Consider the following 12019-nt stretch of genomic DNA (forward strand, 5'->3'; position numbering starts at 1 on the left):
CATGTACGACGCAATCACGCCTGAAATGATCGATGCCATCGACAAGGCCGGCACGCTGGCGGACACCCCCGGTTCCGACCGTCGGCCGCTCTCGCTGGCCGCAACGGGACTCGAACGCACAGCGGCCGGCATCGCCATGCAAGCCGTCAAACTCGCCGATCCGATGGCCCGCCAACACGCAACGACCGTCGCCGACGGGCTGAGCGCGGCAGCGCAACTGTGCCGCGCCGCCTTCGATGCGCGGCCCGAATGACGCGTGCACAACGGCGATCCGCCGTGCGGTCGCAATCGGTCTAGAAAGGCGGCCGCCCTATGAGCCTCGAACGTCGAAACCAGCTCATTCGGGAGCTCTGCAGCCTGCGAGGAATTGGCAGCGCCGATCTCGTCATCGAACGCGGAGTCATCGCCATCGATGACTTCGATGTCGCGATCGATTTCTACCAGGAAGACCCCGCGGCGATCTACGTCAATTTCCAATTCGGCGTCGTGTCGGGCGGGCGCACGCTGCGTGTTTTTCGGCTGCTGCTCGAGGCCAATCTGTCCGTCTACGCGCAGGATCAAGCGCAGCTAGGCGTCGAAGCCAATACCGGAGGTGTGGTGCTCGTCGTGCGCGCCGTGCTCGAGCCCAACACCGACGGACAATGGTTGGTCGAATTGATCGAGCATTATGTCGAGCATGGGCGGTACTGGCGCGAAAACATTCTGCTTTCCGACGACGAGATGTTCCGCCATCTCGCCAACGGCGACTATATTTGGATTCGCGCGTAGGGCGCGGCCGCGCCCCTCGCGACCGCGCTCACGCCCCGCCTTTATTCCCCCGCTTCGCCCAGGACGCGCTCACGCGTTGCGTCGTCGGTGCGACCGAGTTCCAATTGGATCAACTGCATCGCCCATGCATGGGTGCCGGGTGTCGCTTCGCTGCTGGACGAAGCCCCCTGCGGAAGCTGTCGCGCCATCGCGGCGAGTTGGAGCAGCGCTTGTGCGTGCTCGGCGCCCGGCGGGAGCGCGCGAATGCCATGTTCGATCATGGCGCCGATCCGCAGACGTTCGACGTCGAACGTCGCGGGCCAGCGCGCGAGGGCGTCCGTCAACGCCCCCACCAGCGCGTGATGATCGCTCCACGATTGGAGCGATCGCGGGTAGAGCCCCTCGACGACCGTCACGGCGCGAGCGGCCGCCGCTTGCCCCCGTGCGGAGGGAAGCAAGCGTGCAACGCCGACCGCGATCGATAACCTCTCGCTTACGGGCACGGCGTCGAGCCAGCGGTGAAACTGCTGCGCATTGCCCGAGAACATTGCGTTGGCCAGGTACTGGTAGGCCACGGGGCCGACCCGCTGCGCGGGTTCGGGGCGCAGGTAGGCGGCGAGCACCGCGGCGCGCGCCTGCGCCGGCGTATCGTTGAGGATGCGCACCGCTTCCCTCACACTGTTTCTGACGGCCTGAGGACGCGCCGGCTCGGGCATCGCGGTCGCGGACCAGACAAGCACTTGAGCGATCGATGACGCGGCCGCGGCACGCTGCGCCGGCGGCAGTTCCGCAAGAATGGTCTGCAAGGTCGCATGGAGCGCGTCCGGTTCGTCCGTGCCGCGTTCGACGAGATCGCTCGCCATCGGTGCGCTTCGCGGGTCGTTCAGTGCCCCGAGCATGGCGTGCAACCGGCTTGCGTCCACACTAACGAAGCGGCGCATGGCGAACGGCATGTACGCCGGATCGACGGCGACCGCATGCGCCAGCAAGTGCGCGCTGGCGTCGGCTGGAAGCTGCGGGAGGAATCTGTCCCACTGCTGCCATACCGCCTGTTCGAGCGCATCGTCTTCGACCGCTTCGTTCGCGTGCCCGAACAGGACCTCCAACGATTGCACGATGTCGTTGACCGGCGCGTGGTCGAGCAGGCGCCCGACGACGGCGAGCAACCTCAAGTTGTCGCCCGGCGGCGCATCGAGCTCGCGCGCCTGTTCGAGCAGCCGTTGCCGTGCGTCCCCCGGAAACTGCTCGATCGTGCCCGGCGCCGTTTGATCGAGCAGCAAACCAAACGCGTCGTCGCGCAATTCGTCGTCGAGCGTATTCAGTTGATAGATCACGGTCAGCAGCACTCCGGTTCTCGTCGACGGGTCCAGGTGAGCGAGCCAGTCGCTCGCGCGAGCAGCACCCGGACGATGCCCCGTGACGAGATTGAATGCGCGACGTCGAAGCCCGGGCTCGCCCAATGCCGAAATCATCGTCGAGAGGCCCGTATAGGCCTGGTCTCGCTCGGGCCCTTCAACGTGAGCAAGTAGATGATCGTAGAGATCCAGCAACGCGCGCTGGGCATCCACATCCGGCATACCGCGCCCCGCCATCTGCGACGCGGCAAACAAGATGCCGTGCGCGGCACTCGACGTCATCGATGCTATCCCGCGGGCGGTCTCGAGCACCATCGGCATGATCTCGGCAAGCGCGTTTCGATGGACCGCCGCGAAAGCGGCGACGCGCGCCGCATTGACGTCGTGCTCGTCGCCGGCCGCCGCGCCGCCCGCGGTCGAAGAAAGCGCGATCCACGCAAACGCATTGGCGGAGAGCAAACCGTGGCAAAGCAACGAGAGTGCGCTTGCCCGCTGGCTATCGGGCAGCGCACGAAAATACTGCGGCTGCAAGGCTAGCTGTGCGAAACGGTGGGCATCTTCCAGCGCCGGGGCGAACAACGCCGATGCCACCAGATCGAGTACCGCGTTGGCCTGTGCGCTCGGTCCGCCATGCTCGAAGTGCGCGCGAAGATCCGCCTCGGCCTGCTCGATGGTGCGCGACATCAACTCCGATCGCAGCGCCCCGGGGAAATGCCTGCCCGCGAGACCAGCGCGCATCAGCCAGCCGGCGCGTCTCACGACCACATCGGGCGAACCGCCGCCGAGCGCATGAGCGAGCGCTTGTTCGTCGCGCGACAGGTAGGCGCCGGCGAGCCCCGACGGTAGCAACCGCGCGAATTCCACACGCGCTTCTTCGGGCAGATGCAGGACGTCGTTCAACAACGTGTGCTGGTCGGAAGGCGTCAAATGCTGCCCAGCTTCCGCCAAAAACCAATCCTGCCGCATGAACGCTGCCGCGGGTTGCCGCTCCACATGTAAGCGATCGATCAGCGCGCGCTGATTTCGCGCGATCTGTTCGTTGATGTCGCGCTGCTCCGGATCCTCGGCCTCATGCCGCGGCATCGCTTGCTGGCGTGCCATGGGCTGCGACGAAGACGGCCCCGAGCCGCTCGCGGCTCCCTCGCGCGCAGGCTCCGCGAAGCGTACGCCGTGTGCCGTGCGAAGCTTCTTGCGCGGCGGCTGCGCACCGGTAGCCGCATCGGGCTGCTCGGATACTTCATCCGCATCGGGCGAGCGCGATCGCCGGCGACCGGCGAGTGACGCCAACGCGCCTCCCGGCTCTTCCGTCGCCGCCGGTGGGTTGGATGGTGCGGCACGAGCGGGACTGCGCGATTCCTCGCTTGGCGATTGCGGTTCGCTCTGCGCGCTCGAAGCATGCGTTCGGTTGATATCCATGACTGCCTCCGTTAGCCCTCGACCATCGTCCGTGCGTCGCCCGAAGAATCGACCGTTACGCGAGCACCGATGGAGGCCAAGGAAATCAAAAGCGTATTGCGCATCGATATCGCACACCCGCCAATACGACGAAATCGAACTCATCGAAGCGAAACCGACGCGATATCTTTTCGATACTGGATCCTCGAATCGAACCGCGGTCTATTCCTCACATCGTCGATTCGCTATCGTCCCAGAAAATTCGTTCTCATACGAAATTGGCCTTTTGAACATAGGCAAACTTCAATCCAACGCAGACAACATTGCGTGGCCCAGAGTAGAAAACCTCGAAAGCCGAAAGTTGTTATTCGTACGAAAGTACGTATCGGCCATACTTCGCAGCCGCGAAGCCATGGCAATCACCGCCCGTTTAGGGCTTAACTTTGAATCGAGGAGTTGATCATGGCATTTTCCGTTCCGTCGTCGGTTGGATCCGGTGCAAACGCAGCAGCTGCAGCTGATTGGGGCAAGAACACCGCGGAAAGCATCGCGCTGCAAGACTACGCAACGCAGCTCGAAAACGCGATCAACAATGACATGACGAAGGACCAGCTGGCTGAGTCGGGCCCGAAGAATGCCAAGAGCTTGACGCAAGGCTAATGCACTAGCAGCGCTTAGGTGTGCCCTCGCGCCGCGCGGGGCGCACCCTTTTTGCGCTGTGTCGTACCGGCAGTACAGGTTCCAGCCTTCGCGGCTCGCGCCTTGATAGCGAAATCGTCACTTTCCCCTCTTAAATCTCCCGCCTTCTCGTCTCACCTCCTATTTCCCGGCGTTAATTTCAATTGCGATTTGCGCTTTAATCAAGCACGACATTGCATCAAATTAAAAAACCACCAAAGTCGGTTTTATCATTTCACCTTCCTCATCAAGCGTTTCTTGATATCGAGAACCATCTTCGCGATCTGATGCAATTCGCTAATTTCACGCTTCAATTGCTCCACCGATTTCGGCGTCAATTCCGAACCGTACTCGTGATGCAGGTTGTTCAACCGATGAATGATGTCCTCCAATCGGTGGCTTTCGTGAGCATTGAAGTGCCGCCCCAGCACGGACGGTTTGATCGCCTCGGGCTCTACGTCATCGTGCTGTGAATGACTGTTCGGCTGCAACCGAGCCGCCCCTGCGTCCACGGATGGCCGCGCGGACAGACGCGATAGCGCTTGCATCGCCAGTCTTGGGCGCTTGCTAGCCGGCCCCGGCGATGGCGCCGCAGCGGAAGCGCCCGAGGCATCCGCCGAAATTCGAGGCTGCAACGCATCGAGTTCCGCGGCTGCGGCGGAACGCTTGGTCCCCGCCGACGGCGCATGGGCGGACAGTCGCGGCCGCTCGCCGGATCGTTCAGCGGACGCGTTGGCGTGGGAGGCGAGTGCGAGTCGATTGATGGGGGTAGGCATTCGGTATCACATGAGGTCGTATCGATCCGATCGATCGAGGCAGGATGGGTCGCGCGCTCGGTCCAGCGACGGCGCGCCGCCATGCGGATACGAACCCGCTCGACGCAGGCACTGTTGCCTGAAAGCCGAGCGGGCCGTTTTCGCTTACTTCTTCTGATCGAGGCCGCCTTGCGCTGCCCAGTCGAAGTCGTTCACACCGGCGATCCCGTCGGAACCGGCCACGTCGTGCGTTTCAATACGGTTGTAGGCATCCGGGTTCGCGAGCATGAACTTCGCTGCTTTCGACACCGTCGACGGCGTGCCTGCGGGCGGATTGAAGGCGAGTTGGTAGAGCTTGCTCGGCGTCAGGGTAGCGATCGAATGCGCGTTCATGAACGCGGCGATCGCGCCCGAGGCGCCTTGAATCCCGCCAGCGAACGCGCTTCGATCGCCTGCGGACGTCCCCTTTTGGGCGCCGCCCGAGGCGGCCAATCCGCCTTGTGCGGCCCAATCGAAGTCGTTTACGCCCGCAATGCCATCCGAGCCGGCCACGTCGTGTGTCTCGATCTGATTGAACGCGTCGGGGTTCTGCAGCATGAACTTGGCGGCCTGCGACACTTCAGGAGGCGTCCCCGCGGCCGGCTTATAGGCCAGTTGATAAAGCTGGTCGGGATTGAGCGTGTTGACGTTGTGCTCATGCATGAAAGCGGCCAAGGCCCCGGCTGCGCTCTGCGCGGTCATGCTGGGAGCCGCCTGCTGCGTCGGATCGGCTGCTTGCGTGCCCTGCGCCGGAGCGCCGGCGTCGGAAGCGCCCGTGTCGGGAGCGGAACCGATTTTCGACAAATCACCCAGCACCGACTGCAGCATTTTCTCGAGCGACGTCATCGCCGACTCGTAAAGCGCCTCGTAGTCGGCGGTAATGCCCGCGCCGCCGGACGTCGACTTGGTTTTGGAATCGGAATTGCCGAGCTGATCGGTATTGACTTGGCTGTTGCTGGAAACATTCACGTTCATGAGGGCCTCGATGGTGGATATGGCCGTCACGTGTTCGCACGGCCGGCCTTTCGCGGGAGCAGCGCGATGGATCCCCGTTCGCCGAAGTGGCAGGCGAACGTGTCGCTCTGTCGGGACGATATCGACACCCGTCGATCGATAGCGCTGCTTGCAGCGAAAAGCCCTTGCCAACGACGAATTGTCGAAGCCTGTAGGACAGCCCCCGCAGTACGTGAACGCATCACCGTTCCACCGTTTCGCTCGCGGCCCGTGAATTTCGCCTTGCGCTCGCAGCCTCGGTTCATCGCCGTTCGATACTGCGCGGCATGTCTAACGATCGAATCGGCCACACGCGCCACACGCCGTCCGGAGACCCGAGCAACGCATCGTCATCCGGCACGCCCCCGCCGGCCGCCACAACAGCCGGCCACTCCCGCGCGGGCGAACCGAACTCGCCCGCCCGCCCCGAAGCGTTGAACCGATTGCAGGGGCGTCGAGCCGCCGCGGCATCGTCCGCGCCCGAACGCCGCGCTCGCGTCGCGGCGCTGCCTCGCCACCGCACGGTGACACAAAGCGAGCAAGCGCAAATCGTCGAATACGTCGCGGCGGTCGAAATTGCTCAACGGCACGGCAGTCAGTGGCAACTGCTCCGGGCCTTGGGGGGACATGTCGATGTGCAAGCAACGCTCGCTTCAGCCGATGCCCTCATCGCCGAGCTACATCGCGGCCTGCAAGCGCTCGACAGCGCGAACGCGTTGAATTTCGAGCCACCGCAAGGCTACGAGGCGATCAAGGCGCAGTTGAATCGATACCTGCTGCAAGCGGCCGAATCGGGCATTCTCGCGCTGAGCGACCAAATGCAGCAATGGCAAAGCAATGGCATGACCGTCGACAACAGACGTATGCCGAAGGACGATTCCGGCGCGCAGAACGTGTCCGCCGCCGGCGCAACCGCTGGGCCCTCGCATCAACCGGAGCGCGCGCAACAGCATGCGCGTTCAGCATCGCCTCCGGCGCAAGCGACCCTCATCACGCTCGGGCTACAGATGCTGTCCGACGCGCGCGGGAAACTCGCCCGATACGAACACATCGTCGACGCCTTTCCGCGCCCGCAAGCGCAAGGCGCGCCACACGACGCCCTGCACGAACTCGCACGACTCTCGAAGGTCGTCGCGCAATCCGTCACACGCGACTTCAATAGCCTTTCGATCCAACTGCACATCGCACGGCTCGAGGTGATGGGCACTTCGCTCGACGGCATCATGGGGCGAATGAATGCCAGATCGATCCAAGCGGTCGGCGACGTGCCGGCCGTGCACGAGGCATGGCATGTCATCGATCGGGCCCAAGAGGTCGATGCAAAGCAACTCGCCAATGCGAAGGTGGTGGCGTCGGCCTATCTGGACGGCGTCGATGCGCTGAGCGAGCAGCTATGTATCGAAGCGGCCTCCCGAATCGATGTGAACGACGACTCGCCTCTGTGGCGCTGCGCGCTCGAAGCGGCCGGCGCCTTCCAGACGTATGGCGCTTACTTGCGCCAGGTGCGTGACGAAGCGCGTCCGGGGGCGGCCGCATCGTCGTCCATTTCGGCCGCACCGGCCGCGCCGGCCGAGACGCCCCAGGCGCGACCAACGCCGAACGCCGAAGACGCGCGCGCCGCCTCGTCCGGGGATGCGGGCCAGGGACGCCAAACGGCGGCCGCATCGCGCCAGCGCGCACGGGCGCCTGCGGCCTCGACCGCGCACGAACAAGCTGCCGAGCGCACCGTCCCGAGCAGACGCCCGACAGTCACGCAAGAACCGGCTCCGGCGCCGCGAATCAGCTACCGCGATCTGGCGCGCAGCGTCGACGGCGATGTCGTATCGATGGCCCGTGCGCTAGGAAAAGATTCGAGCACGCTGGAGCAATTGCGCGGTGCGTCGTTCGACCCCATCGAATCCGCGCAGTACGCACGCAATGCCGTGCAAAGCTGGCTGGGCGACATCGACAACGTTCGCAAGACATTGCGGCGCGCAACGACGGGCGCGTCTGCCGCCCCCGCGCGGATCGAGCAGCTGACAGACCGGCTCGATGCGCTGACGGTGATTCACCAACATATCGCCACGGTGGAATCGGACGCACTCAAGGCACTCGCCTGTCCGAAAGCCAAGCACTTGAAGCGACTGTTGCAATTGAATCAAATTGAACGCGTCGGCGCCCCGCTCCGACTACGGTCCACCGGCGACGTGGAAGACAAAGGCACGCTCTTCGAAATGACGATCCAGCCGAAGCCGCTGGCGAGCGGCGAGGCGGCGCGCCCGCTGTTCGTGCATTTGCACACGGCCGAACTCATGGATGCTGCAACGGCAGGCACGGTACCGTTCAGGAGACTCGCGGCCATCCACGTCAAAACGGAGGCCCATCGACGGCTCGGCGCCCGATGGGAACAAATGGCGAACGCCTTGGGATCCGTGCATCGCGGCAAGATCGATGCCGCCTTGCTCGGCGAGTTGCGCGCATTCGCCCGTACGGCTTGAGGCGCGCTCGACGGGACCTTGGCGGCGCGCCCTAGGCCCGCTCGGCAACACGGTCGACGGCGGCATCGTTCGCTTGCCCGATCGGCAGCTCGACTTTGATCGTCGTTCCTTTACCCGGCGCGCTCACGATATCGATGTTGCCGCCGAGCATCAGCATTCGTTCCTTCATGCCGGCAAGCCCGAACGATCGCTTGCGTGTCGCCACCGGATCGAATCCGCAGCCGTCGTCGCGCACCTGCAGAAGACAATCGTTGCCGACGCGCTCGAGCGTGACGCATACATGACGAGCCCGCGCATGGCGCGCGACGTTCGTCAGCGATTCCTGAACGATGCGGAACAGCGCGATCGCGCGCTCCTCGGCCAGAGGCAGCGTCTCGTCGGGCACCGATAGCGAGTGGCCGATCTGGGTGCCCCGAGAAAATTCAGCGGTCAGCCATTCGAGGGCGGCCGCGATGCCCGCGTCGAGCGCGCCCGGACGCAGCGAGGACACCGCATCGCGGACGACTTGCATCGTTTGATCCGCCAGCTCCAGCAGCTTCTGCACTTGTTCGGTCAGCTCGGGATTGTCCGGTCCGAATCGGATACGAAGTGTCGATGCGCCCATGCGCAAAGCCGTCAATTGCTGCCCGAGTTCGTCGTGCAATTCGCGCGCAATGCGCTTGCGCTCTTCCTCGCGCGCGGTCTCGCGCCGTGAAGTCAGCTCGCGCAGGATGTCGTAAGACTCGCGCAGGCGCTGCTCCACTTCCTTGCGATCGGAGATGTCCCGCCAGATCGTCAGCCCGCTCTGCACCTGTCCGTGGGCGTCATACTCGGGTACGAGCTGCACGGACCAGCATTGCGGCTTGGTGGGCGTCTCCCAATTCATTTCGAACTTGGCCCCCACGCCGGATCTCATGACGGCCCGCAGCTTATCGCGGAATCGGCGCGAGACCGCAGCGGGGGCATCGAGCACGTTTCCGGCTTTCTTGCCGAGCAGGGCCGCCGCATCGCGGCGGCATACGCGTTCGAATTCCGGGTTGACATAGATACGGCGGCACTCGCGATCGTATCGAATGATCGGGTCCGGTGCGTTTTCGGCCAGCGTTCTGAATGCGCGTTCGCTATCGCGCAGCGCGGTTTCCATTGCGCGCAGCCACGTGATGTCGCGCGCCACGCCGAGTACGCTCACGACATGTCCCTCTGAATCGTGTTCGGGAATATGTCGAAGCTCGAACACCCGTACGCCGGATCCGGAATACCAACGCGCCTCCGATTCGTTCGGCACACCCTCCGCGAAAGTCCGCTCGATGCCCTTCCGAATACTATCGATCAGTTCCGCCGAACCATCGATCTCCAGCGTGCCCAGCGGCCTTCCGACGATCGCGTCCTGTTCGATGCCGAACGCTTTGGTCACAGCCGGATTCACGTACAAATACCGGCCTTGCGCATCGAATCGGCCGATCATATCGGGGAAGTTTTCCGTCAACGTGCGGAACAACTGCTCGCTACGCTTCAGATCGTCGACGTCACGGCTAATCGCGAGTACGCTCGCCACCTCGCCGCTCGGCGTAAACTCCGGAACGATGCGAATGTGCCCCCAGCGAATCCGCCCGGCGGCATCGCGCAGGCGAACCTCTTCCGTCACTGGTTGACATGTCTCCGCCACCGTTCGCAATCGGCGCATGTAATGCACGGGATCGACGAACGCCCCCGTTTCCGCGGGTGTTTTGCCGACGACGTCATCTTTCGTGAGCGAGCGCAGCGCCGGGTTCGCGTAGATGCGCCGGAAGCTCAGATCGTAGCGCGCGATGTAATCCGGCGAGTGCTCGACGACGGCGCGAAAGGCTTGCTCGCTCGCGTGCAGCCGATCTTCCGCCAACTTGCGTTCGGTGACGTCACGGCCGAGCGCCAGCGCGCCAATCGTCTCGCCGTATAACGTGCGCTCCGGGAAAATGCGGATGTGATGGTAGCGAGGCCCGTTCCCCGCATCGGGCAGCTTCAGTTCGATGTCGCATTGGCTCCCGGTTTCGATCGTCTGCTGGAGCAATGCTTGATACCGCGCCAGCCGCAGGTCGGGTTCATGCTCGTTCGGCGTCTTGCCCAAAAGGTCCTGCAGGGGCCTGCGCATCAGCGCCGTCAGCCCTGAATTCGCATACACGAGGCGGCACGCGCGATCGTATCGGCAAATGATGTCGGAGCTGCTCTCGGCTAGGCTGCGAAACTGCCCTTCGAGTTCGTTGCGGATCGACTCGAGCGAGACGGTGCGCCTATCGTCCGTGACTTCGCGCGCCATGCCGAGGATGCGCCGAACCTGGCCCGAGGCATCGCACAACGGCAGCAGCACCGCGTGAAGATCGCGGCATCCGTCGGCCAATTCAATCGTGCGTTCGTCCTCGCACGCTTCGCGCCGAGCCATGCAGCGGCAAGCGGCGCCGTGAATGAAGTCGGCAAGATCGCTCAGTTGCGTGTCGTCGATGAACACGCCGGACAGTTCGGCAGCCTGCGCCCCGAACAATCGCGCGCAGGCGGGGTTAACCCGCAATAATCGCAACCTCCCGTTCGACGCCGGCTCGAGCAGAAAGAGCAAATCACCCGAGTGCTCGAAGAGCAGTTCGAAGCGATGCTCCGTTTCGAGCAATACGTCGTTTTTGGAAGCGATGCACTCGTCGCGTTGAGCCAATTGCCGTTCGAGCGCCTGCAGCGCCTCACGCAAGGCATCGTTCTCCCGCCGCAGCGCCTGCACATCGTTCAGCGATTCGCGCGAAGCATTTTTCATGCGTTACCTGCCAAGTTCAGGCATGCCGCGCACGGGGCCGCGCGGCTAAAACTGGCCTGGCAAAACGATACCATGATCGCTTAGACGAATCGTATTAATGTGTTTCATAGTATGTAAATCCTAATATTGCCGGCCGGCAAGCAATTCAGGATCGGTTTAATGCCAAACCCCATGCGGTTTTCTCGACGCGCGAGATGAAACCGCAGGCGTTGGCAGCCTAAGGCCCGCGTAGCGCGATCGCTCGAGCGCGCAGCGAAAACGCGAGACCCCTAGCGAGCCTAATGGACCTCTGGCACGAAAAGCGCTCGCCGCCGGATGCGGCGTTGCAGCAGCGTTGCAACCCGTAATTACACCGCCTACACAGGGCTCGTAATCGTCATATTATTCCCATGCGGCGCCGGTGCGGCAAGAAAAAACGATATCGGAGGAGCACGGGCATGAAACCGAGTTTCGTTCATGGCAAGTCCGGCGCCCATGAGTTCAACCCGCAACGCGGGAGGTTGTCGAAACTACTGACCTTCCTGCTCGCTTCGATCGCTGCCCGCGGCCTGCTCGTTCAATCGGCACTCGCGCAGTACTCCTGCCCTTCGTCGTGCACCGGCCTCACGCTCGGAGGCGGCAACATACAGACCGTCAACTCAGGTGGACTCGCCACTTCCACGACCCTCAACGGCGGCTTCCAAACGAGCAACTGTCCACAACCGGCCTTCAGGCCGGTTTGGCTGAACACTTTTGGAAGGGGTTTGCACCCCTCCCAAAGAATCGCTGAAACCCCGGCCTTCAGGCCGGGGTCCCAGCTCACCGCCCTGAAGGGCGGGGTTTCAA

General features: G+C 63.5%; 9 protein-coding genes. 5 read left to right on the plus strand and 4 right to left on the minus strand.

From position 1 onward, the window contains the following. Nucleotide 1: 1 nt before the first annotated feature. Complete coding sequence (locus tag ACTHNR_RS19525; RefSeq protein WP_440549308.1) at nt 2-253, plus strand: hypothetical protein; 252 nt, start codon at nt 2-4, stop codon at nt 251-253. A 59-nt stretch (nt 254-312) separates the two neighbouring features. Continuing rightward, complete coding sequence (locus ACTHNR_RS19530; RefSeq protein ID WP_440549309.1) at nt 313-768, plus strand: CesT family type III secretion system chaperone; 456 nt, start codon at nt 313-315, stop codon at nt 766-768. A gap of 41 nt (nt 769-809) precedes the next feature. Here the strand turns inward: ACTHNR_RS19530 and ACTHNR_RS19535 are convergent, their stop codons facing one another. After that, complete coding sequence (locus ACTHNR_RS19535; protein WP_440549310.1) at nt 810-3518, minus strand: hypothetical protein; 2709 nt, start codon at nt 3516-3518, stop codon at nt 810-812. 441 nt (nt 3519-3959) lie between these two features. On the opposite strand from ACTHNR_RS19535, the gene ACTHNR_RS19540 reads away from it, so the two are divergent. Next, nucleotides 3960-4157 carry a hypothetical protein gene (locus ACTHNR_RS19540; protein ID WP_102644461.1) on the plus strand — a complete coding sequence of 66 codons (198 nt, stop codon included), beginning with the start codon at nt 3960-3962 and terminating at the stop codon, nt 4155-4157. A gap of 248 nt (nt 4158-4405) precedes the next feature. Here ACTHNR_RS19540 and ACTHNR_RS19545 read toward each other — a convergent pair whose 3' ends face one another. Both ACTHNR_RS19545 and ACTHNR_RS19550 read right to left on the minus strand, forming a co-directional pair. Beyond that, nucleotides 4406-4723: a hypothetical protein gene (locus ACTHNR_RS19545; RefSeq protein WP_440549311.1), complete on the minus strand. Its 318-nt coding sequence runs from the start codon at nt 4721-4723 to the stop codon at nt 4406-4408. Between the two features lie 372 nt (nt 4724-5095). Beyond that, complete coding sequence (locus tag ACTHNR_RS19550; RefSeq protein WP_440549312.1) at nt 5096-5944, minus strand: hypothetical protein; 849 nt, start codon at nt 5942-5944, stop codon at nt 5096-5098. 305 nt (nt 5945-6249) lie between these two features. Between ACTHNR_RS19550 and ACTHNR_RS19555 the strand changes: the two genes are divergently transcribed. Beyond that, the gene (locus ACTHNR_RS19555; RefSeq protein WP_440549313.1) at nt 6250-8439 is read left to right on the plus strand and encodes a hypothetical protein; all 2190 of its coding nucleotides are present in this window, start codon (nt 6250-6252) and stop codon (nt 8437-8439) included. Between the two features lie 31 nt (nt 8440-8470). Here ACTHNR_RS19555 and ACTHNR_RS19560 read toward each other — a convergent pair whose 3' ends face one another. Further along, nucleotides 8471-11194, minus strand: a complete 2724-nt coding sequence (locus ACTHNR_RS19560; RefSeq protein WP_440549314.1) for a PAS domain-containing protein — start codon at nt 11192-11194, stop codon at nt 8471-8473. 437 nt (nt 11195-11631) lie between these two features. Between ACTHNR_RS19560 and ACTHNR_RS19565 the strand changes: the two genes are divergently transcribed. Then, on the plus strand, nt 11632-12019 hold a 388-nt coding region (locus ACTHNR_RS19565), incomplete at its 3' end, for a hypothetical protein (protein ID WP_440549315.1).

The sequence above is a fragment of the Trinickia sp. genome, from assembly GCF_051954495.1.
Lineage (GTDB): Bacteria > Pseudomonadota > Gammaproteobacteria > Burkholderiales > Burkholderiaceae > Trinickia.

Bases quoted from the DNA above. Each gene is read 5' to 3' on its own strand.
- ACTHNR_RS19550 (WP_440549312.1), bottom strand. From the start codon at position 5,944: ATGAACGTGAATGTTTCCAGCAACAGCCAAGTCAATACCGATCAGCTC.
- ACTHNR_RS19530 (WP_440549309.1), top strand. From the start codon at position 313: ATGAGCCTCGAACGTCGAAACCAGCTCATTCGGGAGCTCTGCAGCCTG.
- ACTHNR_RS19555 (WP_440549313.1), top strand. From the start codon at position 6,250: ATGTCTAACGATCGAATCGGCCACACGCGCCACACGCCGTCCGGAGAC.
- ACTHNR_RS19535 (WP_440549310.1), bottom strand. From the start codon at position 3,518: ATGGATATCAACCGAACGCATGCTTCGAGCGCGCAGAGCGAACCGCAA.
- ACTHNR_RS19545 (WP_440549311.1), bottom strand. From the start codon at position 4,723: ATGCAAGCGCTATCGCGTCTGTCCGCGCGGCCATCCGTGGACGCAGGG.
- ACTHNR_RS19540 (WP_102644461.1), top strand. From the start codon at position 3,960: ATGGCATTTTCCGTTCCGTCGTCGGTTGGATCCGGTGCAAACGCAGCA.
- ACTHNR_RS19525 (WP_440549308.1), top strand. From the start codon at position 2: ATGTACGACGCAATCACGCCTGAAATGATCGATGCCATCGACAAGGCC.
- ACTHNR_RS19560 (WP_440549314.1), bottom strand. From the start codon at position 11,194: ATGAAAAATGCTTCGCGCGAATCGCTGAACGATGTGCAGGCGCTGCGG.